We start from the raw sequence: 21,992 nt of genomic DNA, 5'->3' as shown, positions 1-21,992 counted from the left end.
CAACTGGGAGTCATTATGGCTTTTCGTTTGTACAGCAGCGATCTGCAAGACGGCGCAAAAATGCCTGAACGGCAGGTATTTAACGGCATGGGCTACCATGGGGATAACCTCTCCCCTCATCTGGCCTGGGAAGATGCACCGGCGGGCACCAAGAGCTTTGCCATCACGGTTTACGATCCCGATGCCCCTACCGGCTCCGGCTGGTGGCACTGGGTGGTCGCCAATATCCCGGCAAACGTGCATGAACTGCCGCCAGGTGCGGGTTCCGGCAAACCGGGGCTACCCGCTGGCGCAGTGCAAACCCGTACCGATTTCGGTAAGGCCGGTTACGGTGGTGCGGCTCCGCCACAGGGTGAAAGCCATCGTTATCAGTTCACCGTGCATGCGTTGGACGTGGAAAGCATTCCAGTGGACGCAGAAGCGAGTGGCGCGATGGTCGGTTTTAACATCCACTTCCATAGCCTTGGCAAAGCGACGTTGACGGTAAAATACAGCTGAGAAACGTTGAGGGGCGAAGCGCTTCGCCCCGATTTTTAACCCATTATTTTGCCAGTACGCTCACCCACATTGGGCCTTTGCCCACCGGGTAACGCGCCAGATCCGTCAGCTCACCGCTGTTTTGGTCAATCTGATACACGCCGATATGACCAGATTTCTGCCCTGCCGCAATCACGAAGCGACCGCTGTGATCGATATTGAAACCGCGTGGCTGCTCTTCTGTGGCATGGTGGCCAACCACCGCAATCTTGCTGCCGTCTTCCGAGACGCTGAACACGGTTAAAATGCTGGCGGTGCGATCGCTGGTATACAGGAAACGGCCGTTTGGCGTGAGGTGGATATCCGCCGCCCAGCGGGTGCCGGTGAAATCGGCAGGCATCATGTCCAGGCTCTGCACCAGCGTATATTTGCCACCGTTGGCTTCGATAGCGAACACATCTACCGTGCCATCCAGTTCATTGACGCAGTAAGCGAATTTATCGTTACCATGGAATGCCATATGGCGCGGGCCTGCACCGCTTGCCGTGGCTACGGCTTCTTGGCCGTGTGGCGTCAGTTGGCCCTGTTGGCTCAGATTGAACAGACGGATGCGGTCCTCTTTCAGACATGGCACCAGCAGCAATTGATTGGTCGGGTCAATATTGGCCGAATGCGGCGCGGTCAGGCCATCGATCTGCTGGGTAGGCGCAAGCACTACGCCATCATGGCCAATCGGGCTGATGCTGGCACAGTTGCCGCTGTAAGACGCGGAGAACAGATAACGGCCCTGCAAATCGGTGGAAATATGGGTTGGGCTGCCTGGCAGTGGTGCCATCCCTGCCTCATGCAGCGTGCCATCTTCGGCGATACGGTAGCTGACAATGCCAAACGCCGGACGTACCCCAACATACAGATGAGTCTTGTCCGGGTGGATCGCCATCGGCTGTACCTGCCCCGCGACCTCGACCGTTTGCAGCAGCGCCAGTGCGCCCTTGTCGTCTAACTGCCATACGTGGATCTGCTGGCTCTCCGGGCTGGCGACATAAACGATTTGCTTCATTTGCTCTCCTTAATGAGAAAGGGTAACCGGTTTCAGTTTGTTCTAGCTTACGCGACATTTGTGACATGGCAACCCTGGCAGGTTACGCAGTTTTATCGAACGGTTATCCGGTGTACCATCGAGGTAATTTTCTTGCTAACTATAATGAGACCGCTATGAGCTACCGTGTTATTGCCCTCGATTTAGACGGCACTTTGCTAGACAACCAGAAACGTATCTTACCGCAGTCGCTGGCCGCGCTGGAGGAAGCCCGCGCCGCCGGGGTGAAAGTCGTAGTGGTCACCGGCCGTCATCACGTGGCTATCCACCCGTTCTATCAGGCGCTGCAAATCGATACGCCAGCCATTTGTTGTAACGGCACCTATCTGTACGACTTCCAGCAGAAAAAGGTACTGGCGTCCGATCCGTTGGCAAAAGAGCAGGCCAAGCAGGTACTGCAACTGCTCAAGCAAAACGCTATTCACGGCCTGATGTATGTGGACGACGCCATGCTGTATCAGGAAACAAGCGGTCATGTGATCCGTTCGCTGGCTTGGTCTGAGACTTTGCCGGTAGCCCAGCGCCCAACGTTGTTGCAGGTCAACAGCCTGATGCAGGCGGCGGATGACGCGCAGGCCATCTGGAAGTTTGCCACTTCACATAGCGATCTCCCAGCGCTGCGCAGCTTTGCCGAAATGGTAGAAAAAGAACTGGGCCTGGCCTGTGAATGGTCCTGGCACGATCAGGTGGACATTGCCAAAGGCGGTAACAGCAAGGGTAAACGCCTGCAGCAGTGGGTGGAGTCACAGGGGTTGAGCATGGATCAGGTGGTCGCCTTTGGTGACAACTACAACGACCTGAGCATGCTTGAAGCCGTTGGGCTGGGCGTTGCCATGGGTAATGCCGATGATGCCATCAAGGAACGTGCAGACCTGGTGATTGCCGATCACCTGCAGCCGGGTATTGCCGAAGTGATCCGTTCTCGTGTGCTGAATTAACAAAAACGACCCCTCACCCTAACCCTCTCCCACAGGGAGAGGGAACAGATCGAGCCGCTATTAATTACAGAAAACTACCCTACCACGGCCCTGTATCAACTCACTTTTCGTAGGGAAAGGGACCGATCACGTTGGGTTGAAAATTCGGTAACGCACCTTGCATGAGGGAGCGGTCGAGTTTGCTGAAGTGACCTCTTTATTTCCAAACGAGCAGGGGCTAATAGCTCCCTCTCCCTGTGGGAGAGGGTTGGGGTGAGGGGCCATCGCGGCTGATCGACACGCTCTTGACCTGTGCATACAGCCACTGACCGGGCCTGATAGCCAGATCGTCACGTGCCCATGGGGTGATGCGCGCCCAGAGGATGTTTTCCCCGACCATCAGCTTCACTTCAACCTGCCCTGCCACATCCAGACACTCCGCCACCTTGGCGGGCAAAATATTACGAATGCTGCTGTTGGCTGGCGGTTGCAGCACTAAAGAAACGTCGGCAGCGTTGATACGAATACGCATCTGGCTACCGACCGGCGCTTCAATACCGCCGACCCACAGCCGCTGATCGCCCAGTGCCAGCGCGGTCATGGCATAGCGCGGGTGATGTTCAATCACGCTCACGCTCAACACGCTGCTCTGATCTTCTCGCTGTAGCCAAGGCCGCAGCGCGCTGCTGGCCCAAACCTCCTCCAACCCGCCGTACGCACGCACCTGGCCGTGATCCAATACCATCACCTGCTCTGCCAGGCGCAAGATCTCGTCCATGCTGTGGCTGACATAGAGAATGGGGATATTGACGTCCTGCGCCAGCCGCTCCAGATATGGCAGCAGCTCACGCTTGCGTGGCATATCGAGCGAGGCCAGCGGTTCATCCATCAGCAACAGTTCCGGCGCGGTCAACAGCGCCCGACCAATCGCGACACGCTGTTTCTCTCCGCCGGACAGGGTCAAAGGCAAACGGTTCAGCAATGGTGCAATCCCTAACAGCTCGACAATGCTGTCAAACTGGCCGCGCATATTGGCCGCCATACCGTATTGCAGGTTGCCACGCACGCGATAATGCGGGAACAGGCGCGCATCCTGGAAAACATAGCCAACGCGGCGTTTTTCCGGCGGCAAACAGACACCACTGGCGGTATCTACCAGCGTGCGGCCATTAAGCACAATACGCCCCTGCTGCACCAGCGTCAGGCCGCCGATAGCATTGATCAAGGAAGTTTTACCGGCCCCGGAAAGCCCGAAGATCGCGGTGATCCCCTGAGCCGGCAGATTAGCCTGCACGTTGAGATTGAGATCGCCAAGCTGCTGGGAGAAATCCAGTTCTAACATCTATAAGCCCATACGCTTGCGGCCCCAGCGGGCCAGCCATTCGGAAACCATCAGGGCAGCCAGGGCCAGCACGATGGCAATCACGCACAAACGCGCCGCCGCCGCCTCGGCCCCTGGCGTTTCGATCAGGGTGTACATTGCCAGCGGGATGGTACGGGTTTCACCAGGGATATTGGAAACAAAGGTGATGGTGGCGCCAAACTCGCCCAAAGAGCGGGCAAAGGCCAGCACCACGCCAACGATCACACCGGGAAGCGAAAGCGGTAAGGTGATGGTGAAAAATACCCGCCACGGGTTGGCACCCAGGGTACGGGCCGCCTGTTCCAAGCGGATATCTACCGCTTCCAGCGACATGCGGATAGCACGTACCATCAGCGGGAATGCCACCACCGCCGAAGCCAGGGCGGCACCGCGCCAGCTGAAACTGAAGCTGAAACCAAACCAGTTATATAACCATTCACCGATAAAGCCGCGCCGCCCCATGGCAATCAGCAGCAGATAGCCCACCACCACCGGTGGCAAGACTAACGGCAGATGAACAATGCTATCCAACAACGATTTACCGGGGAAATTGCAGCGAACAAGGATCCAGGCCATTAAAATACCTAGCGGCAAACTGCAGATCACCGCCAGGCTGGAGACTTTCAGGCTCAGTTCGACCGCCTGCCATTCATACTCACTTAATATCATTTACGCGGGGTGAATCCATAACGTTCGAAGATAGCCGCAGCGGCCGGAGTCTTCAGGTAATCGTAGAAAGCCGTCACGGCTGGCGTCTGGTGATCTTTAACGATGGCCATTGGATACTCAACCGGCTTGTGGCTGTCTTCCGGGAAGATGGCAATCACTTTGACCTTGTCGCTGGCCACGGCGTCCGAGCCGTAAACGATACCCAGCGGGGCTTCTTCGCGCTCAACCATGGCCATAGCGCTGCGCACGTTATTGGCCCGCGCCAGCTGCGGTTCCAGCGTGGTCCATGCCCCGAGGTTCTGCAACGCTTCTTTAGCATAGATGCCCGCGGGAACATGATCCGGATCGCCTACGGACAGGCGGCCACCGTTGAGCAATTTGGCCCAGTCGGTTTGCTTGTTGATAGTGATTTTATCTTGTTTGGCCGATTTGGCGGCGATCAGCACCAGTTCGTTGCCTAGCAGAGTATAACGAGTGTCTTTCACTATCTGCTGCTTATCAATGGCATAATCCATCCATTGCTGATCGGCAGAGATAAACATATCCGCAGGCGCCCCTTGCTCAATCTGGCGTGCCAGCGTTGAGGAGGAAGCAAAAGAGGAGACGACTTCGACGTCTTTGCCTTTCTGGTATTCGGTGGCGATATCTTGTAAGGCGTTGGTCAGCGAGGCTGCGGCAAACACGGTGATTTTCTCCGCCGCAGAAACCTGTGCCACCAGCCCGCAAGCCAATGCCACACCGCCAACCCAGTTAATCCATTGCTGTTTCATTGTTTTCTCCGCAAGTTAACCATCATCACATCGCTATGTAAAAAATAATATAACGCAGCGAGAACGATTGTCATGCGGTTTATCGGCAAAGCGAGAGATAACTTGAGAAATACCCGCCAAGAGAGCTCGGCGGGCATTTGGGAGGGGGATTAGCTGCGGTTTTCTTTAGGATGGCCAACTTTGGAGAAGATGTTGAACACCTCGCCCAAGCCATAAATCAAGCCTAAAATAATGGCCATCACTACCGGCACCATGACCACGGCAAACAACAGACTTTTCAATAATTCTAACATCGTAGCCTCACTTGACTGCTTTAAACCGCTGCGTAGGCTTCACTGTAAACCAAAACGCAGGCGAAAACGCGGTTATTTTACCGACTGCGGGAAATTTGTAACCGGCTAAACGTGCTCAGTTGGCGCTTTGCGGCAAATCGGCGACAATAGCCTGACTTACTGCCTTATAAGGACCCATCATGCAGGCCGAGATCCTCCTTACCTTAAAGCTGCAGCAGAAACTGTTCGCTGACCCACGCCGCATCGCGCTGCTCAAGCAAGTGGTGCATACCGGCTCGATCAGCCAGGGAGCCAAACTGGCGGGGATCAGCTACAAAAGCGCCTGGGATGCCATCAACGAGATGAATCAGCTGGCCGAGCAGACGGTGGTCGAACGCGCTACCGGCGGCAAAGGCGGCGGCGGCGCGCAGGTGACCCGTTATGGCCTGCGGCTGATCCAACTTTACGATCTGCTGGGCCAAATCCAGCAGAAGGCCTTTGACGTGTTGCAGCAGGACTCTCTGCCGTTGGACAGCCTGTTGGCCGCCATCGCCCGTTTTTCCTTGCAGACCAGCGCCCGCAACCAGTTTTTCGGCACCGTGATTGAACGCGACCATCAGCAGGTCCAACAGCATATCAGCCTGCTGCTGGCCGACGGCAACACCCGCCTGACCGCTGCCGTGACTCAGCAAAGCGCCGACCGGCTACAGTTGACGCCGGGCAAAGAGGTGTTAGCCCTGATTAAAGCGCCTTGGGTGAAACTCAGTACCGATCCGGCTTCGACCGGCCTGGCCGATAATGCGCTGCCGGGAAGCGTAGCCAGTATTCAGCCTGGTAGCGATCACAGTGAGGTTCTGGTCACGCTTAACGGCGGAGAAACGCTATGCGCCACCGTCAGCAACCAGGAACTGGCACAGTTGAAACTGAGCGTCGGCACGCCGGTACACGCCTTGTTCAATGCCGATCGGGTGATTGTCGCGACGTTGTGTTAAACGCAACGTCACGTTGCAGTATTGCCGATTGACATCTTTTCCGCTTGCGCCTATTTCTAAGGAAATTAATTGCAGAATAGGGAACATAGGATGTCGTCGTTGCACATTTCGCAAGGTTCATTTCGTCTAAGCGATACCCGCACGCTGGAGCTGGATCGGCTTGATATTCAGTCCGGCGATAGCTGGGCATTCGTCGGGGCTAACGGCAGCGGGAAATCCGCGCTGGCCCGGGCGCTGGCCGGTGAGCTGACGTTGCTGAAAGGCGAACGCCACAGTGATTTTCGTCAAGTAGTGCGGCTCTCCTTTGAGCAGTTGCAAAAGCTGGTCAGCGACGAATGGCAACGCAACAATACCGACCTGCTTAGCCAGGACGAAGACGACACCGGGCGCACGACGGCGGAAATCATTCAGGAAGAGCTCAACGATCCCGCTCGCTGCACACAGTTGGCTGAGCAGTTTGGTATCACGCCGCTGCTTACGCGCCGTTTCAAATATCTCTCTACCGGTGAGACCCGCAAAACTCTGCTGTGCCGTGCCCTGATGGCCCAGCCCGATTTATTGATCCTCGATGAGCCGTTCGACGGGCTGGACGTCAATTCACGCGCTCAGCTCGCCACTCTGCTTGGCGAACTTTCACAGCAAGGTTATACCGTGGTCCTGGTGCTCAACCGGTTTGATGAAATCCCAGACTTCATTGAGCAGGTCGGCGTACTGGCCGATTGCACCCTCACCAGCCAGGGGCCACGGCAACAGGTGATGGCCGATGCGCTAGTCGCCCAACTGGCGCACAGTGAAAATCTCAACGGCTTGACGCTGCCAGAAACCGAAGATCCCACACAGGTCATCAGGCTGCCGGACGATCGGCCACTGATCGTTCTGCGTGATGGCGTAGTCAGCTACAACGATCGCCCCATCCTCAACCAACTCAGTTGGCAGGTTAACCCCGGTGAACACTGGCAGATCGTCGGCCCGAACGGGGCGGGAAAATCCACCCTGCTCAGCCTGATCACCGGCGATCATCCGCAAGGCTACAGCAACGATCTGACGCTGTTTGGCCGCCGACGCGGTAGTGGAGAAACCATCTGGGATATCAAACGCCATATCGGCTACGTCAGCAGCAGCCTGCACCTGGACTATCGGGTCAGCTCCAGCGTGCGTAACGTGATCCTGTCCGGTTTCTTTGATTCGATCGGTATTTATCAGGCAGTTTCCGATCGTCAGCATCAGTTGACCTCACAATGGCTGGCGCTGCTCGGGCTTGGCGCTATGGGCGATGCTCCCTTCCATAGCCTGTCCTGGGGCCAGCAACGCCTGGCGCTGATCGCCCGGGCATTAGTCAAACATCCGGCGCTGCTGATCCTCGATGAGCCACTGCAAGGCCTGGATCCGCTAAACCGCCAATTGGTAAGGCGCTTCGTAGATGTGTTGATCCAACAGGGCTCAACCCAGTTGCTGTTTGTTTCACACCACGCAGAAGACGCGCCGCAATGTATCACCCACCGTTTCTCCTTCATCCCTGAAGGCGATGGCTACCGCTATCAGCAAGACGTCCTGGCGTAACATACTCGGGATGAGTGCTACAGCGCTCATCCTGAGGACATATCCGGCAACACTTCCTCCACTACGCATCACATTTGGCCTTTTATCCTTAAAGGGTACAGAAACGTTTTGGGAGAAGGTATGTCCGCCGCGCTGATTATGATTGACCTGATTGAAGATCTGGCTGGCCCTAAAGGGCGGGCGAATCACTGCCACGAACAGCTCGTAACGCGTGATGTGATCGCGCACGTCAATGCTGCTGCGGCCTACGCGCGGGTGCGTAAAATCCCGGTGATTTGGTTGCGCACCGGTTTTGCCGACAATTACCACGATATTCCCCGACACTCGCCGCTGTTCAATCAGCTCAAACATATCGGCGCACTGCGTTTAAGTAACGGGGGATGCCATTGGCTGGCCGGTCTGGAGGTAAAAACCGAGGATCTGTGCCTGGAAAAGAAAGGGCTCAGCGCGTTTGCCGGTAACAATTTGTTAGCCTGGTTACAGCAGCACCGCTGCCACCACCTGTTATTGGGCGGTATCAGCACCCCGCTTGCCATTGAGAGTACCGCCCGACAGGCGCACGATGCAGGCTTACAGGTAACGGTGCTACAAGATCTGTGCGCCGCCCCAACGGAAGAGATCCACCAGCAGAGCCTGGAGACCTTGCAGAACCTTGGGGAGGTTATGCGTTCGCAGGCGTGGATGCGCGGTTAAAACCACGACACCATAAGTTTGAGACAGGAGGGAGTCATGCAGCACAATTAGAAACAGCTAGTTAGCCGTTATAAGCACGATTAACTACTGTCCCGACCTTTATATTCATCCTGTTGTGCTACTATCCCATTTAGTGCTCATTTATATTTAACCAGACATTAACACGCCGGATTTCCGGCATTGAGCGCCGTGTATCTATTTAAAGGGATAGCTATTATGTGGGGCGTACTTTCGGCTTCGTTGTTTTTTTTGCCATTTAACCGGCTGATTGCCTCAGTAGTATTGGCGGCGGCTGCTGCAATGGGGGTTTACCATCATGTCCTGACGCCCGTCGGGCTGGGCTATCTGGCGGTTATCGCCATTGCCATCTGGCTTCATCAACACTATCGCCAGCAGCGCAGCATCGCGCTACCGCTGGAGGTATTTTTAGTCGCCTGCTCAATCGCTCTGTTTTATCACCTGATACCGGGCTTCAATAACCAATTGATGGTCGATCAGGTCAAAGTGGGCCCGATGAGCTCGCTGTATTCCATGTATTACAACTTCGATAAGGCACTGGTCCCCTTTCTGCTGTTAGCCTGCCTGCCAACGCTATTTAACGCGGACAAGCCTGACAAACAAGTAGGCGTCAGCGCCTGGCTGATCCTGGTGCTCTGCATACCTGCGGTGCTGCTGTTGGCGGTGGCGCTCGGTGGGCTGAAAGTTGAGCTGCATCTACCCTCCTGGATCCTGGCCTTCATTATGGCCAACCTGTTTTTTGTTTCGATGGCCGAAGAAGCGCTGTTCCGTGGCTATTTGCAGCAGCGTCTGCGCCAGTGGCTGGGTGCCTATCCGGCACTGATTATCACCGCCCTGCTGTTTGGAGCCGCTCACTTTGCCGGTGGCATGTTGATGGTGGCATTTGCCACGCTGGCAGGGGTGATTTATGGCCTGGCCTGGATGTGGAGCGGCCGTCTGTGGGTGCCCATTCTCTTCCACTTTGGGCTAAATCTGGTCCATTTGCTGTTCTTTACCTACCCGGCTTACCAATATTAGTCCCCCTCCAGGCCGGCAAAGTTCTCTGCCGGCCTGTCCAGTGTAATCGCTACCACTTAACCCACCCCGCTGCCTTGCCTACCTCAACCGAATTAAAGCCTCAATCGATGTAAGCGATTCCATTTTTCGCGCTAGATCACCTTTTTCTCACCGCGGCCGTGCTATCTTCTAGCCATTATTTTCCAAAATGCACTCGGCTATAGTCGGTCACGCAGCAGGTGAAAGCGATTACAATTAGCCCCGTCGCTAGATAAAGGAAGCGCAATGCCTGATTTCAATCCTATCGATCATCCACATCGCCGTTTTAATCCCCTTACCGGGCAATGGGTGCTGGTATCTCCGCACCGGGCCAAACGCCCGTGGCAGGGCCAGCAGGAATCCCCCGCTCAGGAAACACTGCCAGCACACGATCCCGACTGCTTCCTTTGCCCCGGCAACACGCGCGTAACCGGTGATAAAAACCCTTACTATCCAGGCACCTACGTGTTCACCAATGATTTTGCCGCCCTGATGCAAGATACCCCGCAGGCGCCGGAAAGTGACGATCCGCTGATGCGTTGCCAAAGCGCCCGTGGCACCAGCCGGGTGATCTGCTTCTCCCCCGATCACAGTAAAACGCTACCGCAGCTGACGCTACCCGCACTGGAACAGGTGATCGCCACCTGGCAGGAACAGACCGCCGATCTGGGGCGCACCTACCCCTGGGTACAGGTGTTTGAAAATAAAGGGGCCGCGATGGGCTGTTCCAATCCTCACCCGCATGGTCAGGTATGGGCCAACAGCTTCTTGCCGAATGAAGCCGAACGAGAAGATCGCCTGCAACAGGAGTATTTCAGCCAGCATCAGTCCGCCATGCTGGTGGACTATGCTCAGCGCGAGCAGGCCGACGGCAGCCGTACGGTGGTGGAAACCGAGCACTGGTTGGCGGTTGTCCCTTACTGGGCAGCCTGGCCGTTTGAAACGCTGTTGCTGCCAAAAGCGCCGGTACAGCGCCTGACCGACCTTAGTGCAGCACAAAGCCGCGATCTGGCCATTGCGCTGAAGAAACTCACCAGCCGCTATGACAACCTGTTCCAATGCTCTTTCCCTTACTCCATGGGCTGGCACGGCGCGCCCTTCAACCAGGCCGATAACCGCCACTGGCAACTGCATGCCCACTTCTACCCGCCGTTACTGCGCAGCGCCACGGTGCGTAAATTTATGGTGGGCTATGAAATGCTGGCGGAAACCCAACGCGACCTCACCGCAGAACAAGCCGCTGAACGCCTGCGTGCGGTCAGTGATATCCATTACCGCGAAGCCGGAGTGAAATAATGAGTCTGAAGCAACTTACCCAAGCCCTGTTTACCGAACACTTTGGCTACGCACCCACCCTGACGATCCAGGCTCCGGGACGAGTCAATCTGATCGGCGAACACACCGATTACAACGACGGCTTCGTCCTGCCCTGCGCCATTGATTATCAAACCGTGATCAGCGGGGCTCCACGTAACGATCGCCAGATCCGCGTATTGGCCGCCGATTACGAGAACCAGCAGGATCAGTTTTCGCTGGATGAGCCTATCGTCAGCCACGCCAATCTGCGCTGGGCCGACTATGTGCGCGGCGTGGTGAAACACCTGCAGACCCGCGATGCCAATTTTGGCGGTGCCGATCTGGTGATCAGCGGCAACGTCCCGCAGGGCGCCGGGCTCAGCTCTTCCGCCTCACTGGAAGTGGCCGTCGGGCAGGTGTTGCAGGCGCTCTATCAATTGCCGTTGGACGGCGTAGCGCTGGCGCTGAATGGCCAGGAAGCGGAAAACCAGTTTGTCGGCTGCAACTGCGGCATTATGGATCAGCTGATTTCTGCGTTGGGCAAGAAAGATCACGCCCTGCTGATCGACTGCCGCTCTTTGGAAACTCGGGCGGTGCCAATGCCAGCCGATGTCGCCGTGGTGATCATCAACTCCAACGTCAAACGCGGCCTGGTCGACAGCGAATACAACACCCGCCGGCAACAGTGCGAAGCGGCGGCTCGCTTCTTCGGCGTCAAGGCGCTGCGCGACGTCAGCCCGGATCTGTTCTTCCCGATCCTGCACGAACTGGATCCGATCGTGGCCAAACGGGCGCGCCATGTGATCACCGAAAACGATCGCACCCTGGCCGCTGCCGATGCCTTGGCCGCTGGCAACCTGAAGCTGATGGGCAAACTGATGGCTGAATCACACGCGTCGATGCGTGATGATTTTGAAATTACTGTGCCCCCTATCGATACGCTGGTCGAGATTGTGAAAGAGGTCATTGGCGATCGTGGCGGTGTGCGTATGACCGGAGGGGGCTTTGGGGGGTGCATCGTGGCCTTGATGCCGCAGGATCTGGTAGAGTCGGTACGTACGGCGGTAGCCCGCGAATATCCACTGCGAACCAACGGCCTGCAAGAAACCTTCTACGTCTGCAAAGCTTCACAAGGATCCGGTCTATGCTGAGTGATAACTCCGCCGTTGCCCCAGACGGCCAGCCCTTTATTCTCACCACCCTGAAAAATGCCGCGGGAATGACGGTCACGTTGATGGATTGGGGCGCAACCTGGCTTTCCGCCTTGCTACCGTTGAAATCAGGAGAGCAACGTGAGCTGCTGCTGGGATGCCAAACCCCGCAGGACTATCTGCACCAGGGGGCCTATCTGGGGGCCACGGTCGGGCGCTATGCCAACCGTATTGCACATGCCAGCCTAAACATCGATGGCAAGCCACACCCGCTGATCGCTAATCAAGGGGAGCATCAACTGCACGGCGGGCCAAACGGCTTCCACGCTCGCCGCTGGCAGATTGTGAATCAGGATGAGCAGCAGGTGGTTTATCAACTCCATTCGCCAGACGGTGACCAGGGCTTCCCTGGCAACCTCGACGTTACGCTGACTTATCGACTCACCGCCGAACACCGGCTGGAGATTGAGTATCAGGCACAGACCGATCGCGCCTGCCCGGTCAATCTGACCAACCATGCTTATTTCAATCTGGATGGCGCAGGCCACGACGCCCGACAACAGCGCTTGCAACTGTTCGCCGACCGTTATCTGCCCGTGGACGGCGATGGCATCCCCAGTGCCGAACTGACGGCGGTTGCAGGAACCGGGATGGATTTCCGCCAGCCGAAAACCCTGCAGCAAGATTTATTACGCGACCGCGATCAGCAACGGGTTAAGGGTTACGACCATGCTTACCTGTTACACGATACCTGCCACGGGTTGGCAAGCCCGGCGGCTCACCTGTGGTCTGCCGACGGCAAGGTCGCGATGACGGTGTTCACCACCGCGCCAGCGCTCCAGCTCTACAGCGGTAATTATTTGGGTGGCACACCGGCGCGCGACGGCGGTAGCTACCAAAATTACGCCGGCATAGCGCTGGAAAGCGAGTTCCTACCGGACAGCCCGAACCACCCGGAATGGCCACAGCCGGACTGTTGGCTACAGCCTGGGCAGCGTTATCAGAGCGCAACGCACTATCAGCTTATTCCTATCTGAGCCGCCACGCCCCTTGTCATGCGGTAAGGGGCGTGATTGTTATAATTGCTTACATTGCACCCCCAGGCCGTTACCTTTCCTTATTGCCAACCCCGCACTAGAATCAGGCTACCGTGGTATACACAAGCCCGTGAGTGATATCACAATTTTCGGCCTGCTGGCCGTTCAATAGCTGAAGGAACACCTAATGCGTCTGATTACTGCACTTCCATTACTGGCAGGTTTATTGCTGAGCACCAACCTGATGGCTGCCGACACCGCAGCAAAAACGCCTTCTCCGGCGCAGGCTGCCCAGCAAAAACGCATGACCGATTGTAATCAACAGGCTACCACCCAATCGCTGAAAGGTTCTGACCGTACCACCTTCATGAGCACCTGCCTGAAGGCCGAAGGCCACCATACCGAGAAGGCCCTGACACCACAGCAGCAGAAGATGAAAGACTGTAATGCCGACGCCGCTAAAAAGAGCCTGAAAGGTGACGAGCGTAAAACCTTTATGAGTAGCTGCCTGAAAAAAACCTCCTGATACATTAACGCTGTGGCGCGGATGAATAGCTCTCGTTCGCGCCCTTCGACCAGCCTGAACGATTCAGCTTTTTCCTTTGCGCCCCTCTTACCTTGCGGCCAAAAATTGGCTATGGTTAACACTATGCCTAGTGGCAGTAAGGGTTAGACAATGTCGCACGTCGTACGAAACCCTCGACTTTTAGTGGATATATTCACGGGTATATCGATTGCCGAGTAAGTAGCAGCAGAATATAATGATATTCGTTATCATTAAACCTTCAGATTATTAAGGAGTTAAGCTATGGCTGTAACTAAGCTGGTTCTGGTGCGCCACGGCGAAAGCCAGTGGAACAACGAAAACCGCTTCACCGGTTGGTATGATGTCGATCTGTCCGACAAAGGCCGTACCGAAGCAAAAGCAGCGGGCAAGCTGTTGAAAGACGAAGGTTTCTCTTTCGATTTCGCTTACACCTCCGTACTGAAGCGTGCTATCCACACTCTGTGGAACATTCTGGATGAGTTGGACCAGGCCTGGTTGCCTACCGAAAAGTCCTGGAAGCTGAACGAACGCCATTACGGCGCGCTGCAGGGTCTGAACAAGGCTGAAACCGCAGAAAAATACGGTGACGAGCAGGTCAAACAATGGCGTCGCGGCTTCGCAGTCACCCCCCCAGAGCTGACCAAAGAAGATGAGCGCTACCCGGGCCACGATCCGCGTTACTCAGCGCTGAGCGAAAAAGAGTTGCCGCTGACCGAAAGCCTCGCGTTGACCATCGATCGCGTTATCCCTTACTGGGACGAAGAGATCCTGCCACGCATCAAGAGCGGTGAGCGCGTGATCGTCGCGGCTCACGGTAACTCCCTGCGTGCACTGGTGAAATATCTGGATAACCTGAGCGAAGACGAGATCCTCGAGCTGAATATCCCAACCGGCGTGCCGTTGGTGTATGAGTTCGATGAGAACTTCAAGCCAATCAAACGTTACTACCTGGGTAATGCCGATGAGATCGCAGCCAAAGCTGCGGCCGTCGCCAACCAGGGTAAAGCGAAGTAAGATTTCGCCTCTGAAATGCAACAAGCCCCCGGTGTTGAGCCGGGGGCTTTTTTTATTGCTCTTTGATCCTCGCTGCTTCGATAGCCTGCAAACGCGCCTGCATCTCTGGATGAGTGCTTAACCACTCCGGCACCTCCAGTGCCACGGTTGACGTGCTTGCCGCCTGCTGCAATGCGCGGTAAAGATCTTCCATCGCCAATAACGAACGCCCCTGGCGCTGCATTTCCGCGATTGCCCAGTCGTCTGCCTCACGCTCCACGCTGCGGGAGAACTGCATTTCATGCATAAATGAGGCCGATTGCAGCAAAGTATCGCCGATGCCGCTGACATCGCCGGTCATCCACATAAACGTCAGTGCCACCAGTGATGAACGCACCACCATGCGCATAGGATGACGGTACGCATGATGTCCCATTTCATGGAGCATCACCGCGGCCAGGCCGTCTTCATTGGTCGCCAACTTGGCAAGATCGTCGGTGATCACCAAAGTCCCGTCAGGTAACATGAACGCATTGGCAACCTCTGGCACCGCCAGTAATTTCAATTTGAGCGGAGTGCGCTCGTGCCGCATCTGCTCCGGCATCACCTGCAAGAATAGCTTCTGTATCGCCTGCTGTTTCTCGGCAGGCAATTGCGACGGCTTGAAGCCACTGGTTTGCAGGAAATCGAACGTATGTTTACCCAGCTTCTGTTCGGCCGCGGTAGGAATGCGCATGGCGATTTCACTGCTCGCCCAGGGGAGAACCAGGAAAACATAGGCCAGGGTCAACAGGACGGTTAGCAACAACGTCAGCAACACGCCACGCTTATAACGCTCTAAGCGGTGCACCAACCCCGGTGAACGGCGTTGATAAAACCACTGGCGGAATGACGCATCATTGGCGGGTACAAACCGGCCACCGTCTGGAAAGGTCAGCGTCAGAGGAATGCGTCCCAATGACTCGGATACGGTAATTTGCGCTAACGAAAAATAGCGATGCTCGCCATCATATTGCAGCGTTACCCCATCGCCCATATCGTTTAACAGCAGCCGGGCCGCCTGTTGGGCGGCCCGGCCAGGGCACTGATAGTGTCCTTCAAGGATCATCAGTCTTTACTCAAAAACTGGTGCCCAGATCGAGCGCCTGTACGGCTTCTTCAGCGATAGCGGTATTGGCCGTATCGTGATGAGCCTGTACCGACAACAGCGACAGATCGCCTTCAACCTGGGTTGACTCAGCAATATAGCGAGCATGACGTACGTGTGCCACCGGAGCTGCAAGGCCCAATGAGAACACGGTGATCAGGCTGTTGGTGATCAACAATCCCATATACGGCAGAGTCTGCATGGAAGAACGCAGTTTAACCTCACCTTGCAAGGTGGTTTGGTTGAACACGTAGTTACGCTGAGCGACAACCATATAACTGCTGGAAACCATCACACCTAGCAACAGCACCAACATCATCATGAACAGGCTACCAATATTATTTGCCATCTGGGCTTGCAGCATTGCATCGGACATACCGCCAAACAGCGCCATTTGGAATAAGCTGACAAAGAACGAGCCAACCAGGACCAAGGCGATGACCAGGAATGGCAAGAAGATCAGCAGGCTGAACAGTGCAATCTTAATGAACTCTGCTTTCTTGAATTCGGCCACAAAAGGTGAAGTACCAAAACGCAGGTTGTTCACATACAGATCATGTTGCAGGGTAGCCAGGATACCATTGATAGCGGCCAGCATCGGTACAAACAGGATGACCGTAATAGCTGCCAGCACAAGGATCGCAGTCGGGCTGCCCAGACTGCTGCCAATCAAACCTAATACGATCATAACCGCATACAGGCCAATCACTAGCAGTATCGGGCAGAACAGTAATACCCAGTAGGCACGCCCGGTCTGGCATAAGTAATTGAAGCGAACACCACGATAGCTAGACATAATAGCGTTATAACGCCAGCTACGGATGATAATCCAAGGGATCAACGCAAGGAGTGCCAGCATGGCAATCATGCCAAGCAATGGGCTGATAAATAAAAGAATATAGAACAGGATCACGGCGCCGATCACCAGCAGACGGCCCTTGAGGATTTGCATTGGCTGCGCGTGGTAATCAAAGCGGTCGCCATTCAATTCGGTATTGCCATAAAAATAACGACGACGGCGCACCGTTGCCCAGGCTGAGTATATTCCCAACGTAATAGCCGTCAGTAATATGTTAACCAACCAGATTGCGAAATACTCCCCACCCGTACCACGAAAATAAATTTGATGCCGAGAACTATTGTTTTCCATCAGCTATTCATCCTGAAATTAAAGTCATTCACCATCATGCCCTTATTTTTAGATTGGGTATTTTGGTTGTAAAAAACGCATCATCATAATCATACCGTGCGGCAAGAGCAAATTGTGTGTGACTAGTAACAGTTACGCGAGATGAAAAACAGCGGCGGACAAATAAGATGTTTCCTGGAAATAAAAATTATGGGCGGTAATACCAACTTATTATCATCAAAAAAGGCCCAACGGAACGAGGAAAGCTCTACGAAATTAGTATAATGTCAGATTTTATTCTGGCGTTATTGTTGCAGGAGTCAATTCTTAAAATCACCCTAAGGGTTGGGCCCCGCAGCAATGCTGCAGGGCCACAAACACGGGTAGCTTATCGGCTACGGCGCGCCTTCACCGCTGCGGCCAGATCGCGCAGTACGGTTTCGGTATCTTCCCAGCCAATGCAGGCATCGGTCACGCTTTTGCCGTAAACCAGCGGCTCGCCGCTTTCCAGGCTTTGATTTCCTTCCACCAGGTGGCTTTCGATCATCACCCCGATAATGGCTTTTTCACCACCACGCAGCTGCTGGCAAACGTCCGCGTTCACCTCCAGCTGTTTTTTAAACTGCTTGCTGCTGTTGGCGTGGCTGAAGTCGATCATCACCTGTGCAGGTAAGCCCGCTTTGGCCAGCCCCTCTTTCACTTCTTTCACATGGGCCGCGCTGTAGTTTGGCTCTTTGCCGCCACGCAGAATAATGTGGCAGTCGCCATTGCCGCTGGTGTTAACAATCGCGGAATGACCCCATTTGGTGACGGACAGGAAACAGTGCGGTGCGCCAGCGGCATTGATAGCATCGATCGCGACCTTGATGGTGCCGTCGGTGCCGTTTTTGAAGCCCACCGGGCAAGACAGGCCAGAGGCCAGTTCACGATGCACCTGGGATTCCGTGGTGCGTGCGCCGATCGCTCCCCAGCTCATCAAATCTGCCAGGTATTGCGGAGTGATCATATCCAGGAACTCGCCCGCAGCAGGCAAACCGCCGTCATTGATATCCAACAGCAGCTTACGCGCCAGGCGCAGGCCTTCGTTAATCTGGAAGCTGTTATCCATTTGCGGATCGTTGATCAGCCCTTTCCAGCCAACGGTGGTACGTGGTTTTTCGAAATAGACGCGCATCACTACTTCCAGCTCACCACTGAGCTCCTGGCGCAGGGTCATCAGGCGCGCGGCATACTCTTTCGCCGCTTTGGTATCGTGAATGGAACAAGGCCCAATCACCACCAACAGGCGATCGTCATTGCCACGCAGGATGTTGTGGATCGATTGGCGAGCCAGTGACACCGTCTCTGCTGCCTGAGCCGAAGCCGGAAACTTTTCCAACAGGGCCACCGGCGGCAGGAGTTCCTTGATTTCTTTAATGCGTAAGTCGTCGTTTTGGTAATTCATCACTTTTCCATTCGGTATCGGGTGTATCGCACAGCGCGTAGAGTAGATTTCACCAATCTAGCTTGTGAGGCTGGCGCTGTAAATCACCTTTAGATCCCATAATCACCATCGGCAAATATTCAGCTCTCTACCAGGGCAGCCTATAATGAGCTAAGTAACGGCCAAGATTGGACTTTGGCACCCGACAAACTTTGCAATAAGGATAAGTAATGACTGGAGCTTCCCATGTCCATCAACCTAAAGACGGCAACAGTAAGCGCCTACTAGCCGCATTTTTAGTCACCACCCTCTTCATGGTTGTCGAGGCCGTGGGCGGGTTGCTTTCTGGTTCACTGGCGCTGCTGGCAGACGCCGGGCATATGCTGACGGATTCCGCAGCCCTGCTCGTCGCGCTGATGGCGGTGCACTTCTCACAGCGAAAACCCAACGCCCGCCATACTTTTGGCTATCTGCGCCTGACCACGTTGGCCGCCTTTATCAATGCTGCCGCATTACTGCTGATCGTCGTATTCATCCTGTGGGAGGCCATACGGCGTTTCTTCGACCCACAGCCAGTGATGGGTACCCCAATGCTGGTGATCGCCGTAGCAGGTCTGCTGGCTAACCTGTTCGCCTTCTGGCTGCTGCACCGCGGCAATGAAGAGAAAAATATCAACGTGCGTGCCGCTGCCCTACATGTTCTTGGTGATCTGCTCGGCTCAGTCGGGGCGATCGCAGCAGCCATCATCATTCTGACAACCGGTTGGACCCCCATCGATCCGATACTCTCGGTCCTGGTTTCCTGCCTGGTATTGCGCAGCGCCTGGCGCTTGCTGAAGGAGAGTTTCCATGAACTGCTGGAGGGAACACCGCAGGAGGTTGATATCAAAAAGCTGCAAAAGGATTTGTGCCTGAATATTCCGGAAGTCCGTAACATCCATCACGTGCATGTCTGGCAGATTGGCGAGCAAAAGCTGATGACGCTCCACGCCCAAGTGATTCCACCACACGATCATGACGGGCTGTTACGCCGCATCCAGGCCTATTTGCTAGAGCATTACCAGATTGGCCATGCGACGATCCAGATGGAGTACCAGCATTGTGATACCCCTGACTGCGGCATTGCGAGTGACCACTCACACTCCAGTCATCTGGGGCATCATCATTAACATCCAGGGGCGCTTGTTGCGCCCCCTGACGTATTAAGGTGCAGAAGAAAACGGCTGGGAGTGATTCTTCGCGGCACTGCGTATCCATAGCCAGGAGCCATTGAGCGCAATCAGCGTCAAAATGACGTATTCCAGCGCCATGGCGTACACGCCCTGGTAAGCAAAGATCGCCACGCTGATCACATCAATCACTACCCACAGTAGCCAGTTTTCGACGTATTTGCGCGTCATCAGGATCATGGCGACGATAGACAGTACCATCATGGCTGAATCCCAGAACGGGAAAGCGTCCGGTTGCAGTTCTGGCATCTGTACGTTAAGACCCAGCCCCTGCATCACCGCCACCGCAATTTGCGTCAGATAGGCAAATACCCGGTCGATATTAAACGTCATCAACGCAATACCAACTACGCACACCGCCCCCCATGCCAATGCTTTAGGCAGCGGCAACCAACGGATCTGCAATTCGGCCTGATTATCCTGCGTCTGGCGGCTCCAGGCGTACCAGCCGTAAATATTGGCCACGAAGAAAAACAGCTGCAACAACAGGCTGGCGTACAGCTGGATCTGAAAGAAGATCACCGCAAACAGCGTGACGTTGATCAGGCCAAACAGATAGTTGATGATTTTCTCTTTGCTGGCATACCAGATACAGAGTAAACCAAACAGCGTGCCGATAGCCTCAATCCACGACAGGTCATAACCCCCTGCGCCAATCGGAATATGGACCAGAATGTTGCCGGTGCTGAAAAAGCTCATGTCTATTCCTTAAAAAACGTAAGCCTGGATTCAGGCGTTGCCTTTAACCTGCATTTTCAACTGCGCTGCAAAGTCCAGCATGCGGTTGAGCGGGATCAGCGCCTGGTCACGCAGTGCGCCATCAACAAAAATCTCATGCTGTGAGCCCCCTTGTTCCAGCCCTTCGGCAATAGCCTTCAGGCCGTTCATCGCCATCCACGGGCAGTGGGCACAGCTACGACAGGTGGCCCCCTCACCGGCAGTAGGAGCTTCAAACAGTTCTTTATCCGGACAAGCTTGCTGCATCTTGTAGAAAATACCGCGATCGGTGGCCACGATCAGTTGCCGGTTGGGCAAGGTTACCGCCGCCTGGATCAGTTGGCTGGTCGAACCGACGGCATCAGCCAGATCGACGATCGCCTGCGGTGACTCTGGATGCACCAGTATCGCAGCCTCCGGGTATAAGGCTTTCATACGTATCAGCGCCTGGGTTTTAAACTCGTCATGGACGATACAGGCCCCCTGCCAGCACAGCACGTCCGCCCCAGTCTGCTTCTGCACATAATTGCCCAGATGGCGATCCGGCGCCCAGATGATTTTCTCCCCCAGGCTATCGAGATGTTCAATCAGCTCAACGGCAATGCTGGAAGTAACCACCCAATCGGCACGCGCTTTGACGGCTGCTGAGGTATTGGCGTACACCACCACGGTCCGATCTGGATGGCTATCGCAGAACGCGGCGAACTCTGCCTCAGGACAACCGAGGTCCAGCGAGCACTCGGCATGCAGCGTTGGCATCAGCACCTGTTTTTCCGGGCTGAGGATTTTGGCCGTCTCCCCCATAAAACGCACGCCAGCAACCAGCAAAGTAGACGCAGGATGTTGGCTGCCGAAACGCGCCATCTCCAGTGAATCGGCGACGCAACCGCCGGTCTCTTCGGCCAGCGCCTGGATCTCCGGATCGGTGTAGTAATGGGCCACCAGGACCGCATCACGCTGCTTGAGCAAGGTTTTGATCTTCTGCCGATAAAAAGCCTTCTCTGCGACGTCTAACGGCACCGGTTTCGGCGGGAATGGATATATCGCCGCATTGACATCAAACATTTCACTCATCGCTGTTATCTCTATGCTAGGCTGTGGGTCTGCTTTTTAGGCTGTATCTTGCCGCTTGCTCAACCGCCTCGTTTTATATACTAAACAAAATACCTAATTTTTGACTAAAAGTCGCTTAACATTTCTTTCTATGGATAGATTTGTTTAATGGGCTGAAATTTTGGTTGAAATGAGAAGCTTTGAGCTCAAAAGATAACGGCTAGGTGCAGTGATTTATAGGAGAGTGGGTCTGGCAGGATGACCGGCCGCCGCCGTTGTCTCGCAAGCGAGACTCGAACCTGAGCGCAGGATCTCACCCACACGACTGGTGCGATATGGTGCGCTGGAGTTTAGAGTTTAGTACTTTGGAATTTTTAAGATGGTGGGTCTGGCAGGATGACCGGC

22 protein-coding genes are annotated in these 21,992 nt (G+C 55.1%); 12 read left to right on the top strand and 10 right to left on the bottom strand.

Annotated features, from left to right (window positions below; translation table 11 throughout):
- Positions 1–15: 15 nt before the first annotated feature.
- The gene (locus KGP17_RS07770; RefSeq protein ID WP_021805239.1) at positions 16–498 is read left to right on the top strand and encodes a kinase inhibitor; all 483 of its coding nucleotides are present in this window, start codon (positions 16–18) and stop codon (positions 496–498) included.
- A 43-nt stretch (positions 499–541) separates the two neighbouring features.
- Here KGP17_RS07770 and pgl read toward each other — a convergent pair whose 3' ends face one another.
- Complete coding sequence (pgl, locus tag KGP17_RS07765) at positions 542–1,537, bottom strand: 6-phosphogluconolactonase (RefSeq protein WP_059200183.1); 996 nt, start codon at positions 1,535–1,537, stop codon at positions 542–544.
- A gap of 155 nt (positions 1,538–1,692) precedes the next feature.
- On the opposite strand from pgl, the gene KGP17_RS07760 reads away from it, so the two are divergent.
- On the top strand, positions 1,693–2,514 hold the full coding sequence (locus tag KGP17_RS07760; RefSeq protein WP_223499122.1) for a pyridoxal phosphatase: 822 nt from the start codon (positions 1,693–1,695) through the stop codon (positions 2,512–2,514).
- A 217-nt stretch (positions 2,515–2,731) separates the two neighbouring features.
- Here KGP17_RS07760 and modC read toward each other — a convergent pair whose 3' ends face one another.
- The 4 genes from modC to KGP17_RS07740 form a co-directional block, all read right to left on the bottom strand.
- Positions 2,732–3,835 (bottom strand): molybdenum ABC transporter ATP-binding protein ModC, encoded by a 1,104-nt coding sequence (gene modC / locus KGP17_RS07755; RefSeq protein WP_059200181.1) that lies wholly within the window; start codon positions 3,833–3,835, stop codon positions 2,732–2,734.
- The gene (modB, locus tag KGP17_RS07750) at positions 3,836–4,525 is read right to left on the bottom strand and encodes a molybdate ABC transporter permease subunit (RefSeq protein WP_021180337.1); all 690 of its coding nucleotides are present in this window, start codon (positions 4,523–4,525) and stop codon (positions 3,836–3,838) included.
- Positions 4,522–5,295 carry a molybdate ABC transporter substrate-binding protein gene (modA, locus tag KGP17_RS07745; RefSeq protein WP_021805243.1) on the bottom strand — a complete coding sequence of 258 codons (774 nt, stop codon included), beginning with the start codon at positions 5,293–5,295 and terminating at the stop codon, positions 4,522–4,524. The genes modB and modA overlap by 4 nt, the downstream gene beginning before the upstream one ends.
- A gap of 149 nt (positions 5,296–5,444) precedes the next feature.
- Positions 5,445–5,588 carry an AcrZ family multidrug efflux pump-associated protein gene (locus KGP17_RS07740; protein ID WP_021180335.1) on the bottom strand — a complete coding sequence of 48 codons (144 nt, stop codon included), beginning with the start codon at positions 5,586–5,588 and terminating at the stop codon, positions 5,445–5,447.
- 179 nt (positions 5,589–5,767) lie between these two features.
- On the opposite strand from KGP17_RS07740, the gene modE reads away from it, so the two are divergent.
- The 9 genes from modE to gpmA all read left to right on the top strand — a co-directional run bounded on the left by modE (position 5,768) and on the right by gpmA (position 14,910).
- On the top strand, positions 5,768–6,559 hold the full coding sequence (modE, locus tag KGP17_RS07735) for a molybdenum-dependent transcriptional regulator (RefSeq protein WP_021805244.1): 792 nt from the start codon (positions 5,768–5,770) through the stop codon (positions 6,557–6,559).
- A gap of 90 nt (positions 6,560–6,649) precedes the next feature.
- Complete coding sequence (gene modF, locus KGP17_RS07730) at positions 6,650–8,119, top strand: molybdate ABC transporter ATP-binding protein ModF (RefSeq protein WP_021805245.1); 1,470 nt, start codon at positions 6,650–6,652, stop codon at positions 8,117–8,119.
- Positions 8,120–8,239: 120 nt separating this feature from the next.
- A complete protein-coding gene (locus KGP17_RS07725) occupies positions 8,240–8,812 on the top strand; it encodes a cysteine hydrolase family protein (protein ID WP_094982690.1) in 573 nt (190 codons plus the stop codon).
- A gap of 216 nt (positions 8,813–9,028) precedes the next feature.
- Complete coding sequence (locus tag KGP17_RS07720) at positions 9,029–9,847, top strand: CPBP family intramembrane glutamic endopeptidase (RefSeq protein WP_223499121.1); 819 nt, start codon at positions 9,029–9,031, stop codon at positions 9,845–9,847.
- 264 nt (positions 9,848–10,111) lie between these two features.
- Positions 10,112–11,161 (top strand): galactose-1-phosphate uridylyltransferase, encoded by a 1,050-nt coding sequence (galT, locus tag KGP17_RS07715; RefSeq protein WP_223499120.1) that lies wholly within the window; start codon positions 10,112–10,114, stop codon positions 11,159–11,161.
- On the top strand, positions 11,161–12,312 hold the full coding sequence (gene galK, locus KGP17_RS07710; RefSeq protein WP_021805248.1) for a galactokinase: 1,152 nt from the start codon (positions 11,161–11,163) through the stop codon (positions 12,310–12,312). The genes galT and galK overlap by 1 nt, the downstream gene beginning before the upstream one ends.
- Positions 12,306–13,349, top strand: a complete 1,044-nt coding sequence (gene galM / locus KGP17_RS07705; protein ID WP_223499119.1) for a galactose-1-epimerase — start codon at positions 12,306–12,308, stop codon at positions 13,347–13,349. The genes galK and galM overlap by 7 nt, the downstream gene beginning before the upstream one ends.
- A 187-nt stretch (positions 13,350–13,536) precedes the next feature.
- Positions 13,537–13,875 carry a PsiF family protein gene (locus tag KGP17_RS07700; protein WP_021805250.1) on the top strand — a complete coding sequence of 113 codons (339 nt, stop codon included), beginning with the start codon at positions 13,537–13,539 and terminating at the stop codon, positions 13,873–13,875.
- Between the two features lie 282 nt (positions 13,876–14,157).
- Positions 14,158–14,910 (top strand): 2,3-diphosphoglycerate-dependent phosphoglycerate mutase, encoded by a 753-nt coding sequence (gene gpmA / locus KGP17_RS07695; protein WP_021180326.1) that lies wholly within the window; start codon positions 14,158–14,160, stop codon positions 14,908–14,910.
- 52 nt (positions 14,911–14,962) lie between these two features.
- Here gpmA and KGP17_RS07690 read toward each other — a convergent pair whose 3' ends face one another.
- The 3 genes from KGP17_RS07690 to aroG form a co-directional block, all read right to left on the bottom strand.
- Positions 14,963–15,997: a M48 family metallopeptidase gene (locus KGP17_RS07690; protein ID WP_223499118.1), complete on the bottom strand. Its 1,035-nt coding sequence runs from the start codon at positions 15,995–15,997 to the stop codon at positions 14,963–14,965.
- Between the two features lie 10 nt (positions 15,998–16,007).
- The gene (locus tag KGP17_RS07685; RefSeq protein ID WP_094982684.1) at positions 16,008–17,186 is read right to left on the bottom strand and encodes a YjgN family protein; all 1,179 of its coding nucleotides are present in this window, start codon (positions 17,184–17,186) and stop codon (positions 16,008–16,010) included.
- A gap of 367 nt (positions 17,187–17,553) precedes the next feature.
- Positions 17,554–18,609, bottom strand: coding sequence for a 3-deoxy-7-phosphoheptulonate synthase AroG (gene aroG / locus KGP17_RS07680; protein ID WP_094982683.1), 1,056 nt, complete (start codon positions 18,607–18,609; stop codon positions 17,554–17,556).
- Between the two features lie 209 nt (positions 18,610–18,818).
- On the opposite strand from aroG, the gene zitB reads away from it, so the two are divergent.
- Entirely contained in the window at positions 18,819–19,757 is a 939-nt protein-coding gene (gene zitB, locus KGP17_RS07675; RefSeq protein ID WP_223499117.1) for a CDF family zinc transporter ZitB, read from the top strand.
- 33 nt (positions 19,758–19,790) lie between these two features.
- Here the strand turns inward: zitB and pnuC are convergent, their stop codons facing one another.
- Positions 19,791–20,516, bottom strand: a complete 726-nt coding sequence (gene pnuC, locus KGP17_RS07670; protein ID WP_021805254.1) for a nicotinamide riboside transporter PnuC — start codon at positions 20,514–20,516, stop codon at positions 19,791–19,793.
- 30 nt (positions 20,517–20,546) lie between these two features.
- Positions 20,547–21,608 carry a quinolinate synthase NadA gene (gene nadA / locus KGP17_RS07665; RefSeq protein WP_037375120.1) on the bottom strand — a complete coding sequence of 354 codons (1,062 nt, stop codon included), beginning with the start codon at positions 21,606–21,608 and terminating at the stop codon, positions 20,547–20,549.
- Positions 21,609–21,992 lie beyond the last annotated feature (384 nt).

This window comes from Serratia sp. JSRIV001 (genome assembly GCF_019968745.1).
Lineage (GTDB): Bacteria > Pseudomonadota > Gammaproteobacteria > Enterobacterales > Enterobacteriaceae > Chania > Chania fonticola_B.
The sequence above is the reverse complement of the archived record's forward strand: the minus strand, read 5'-3'. Positions and strand labels throughout refer to the sequence as shown.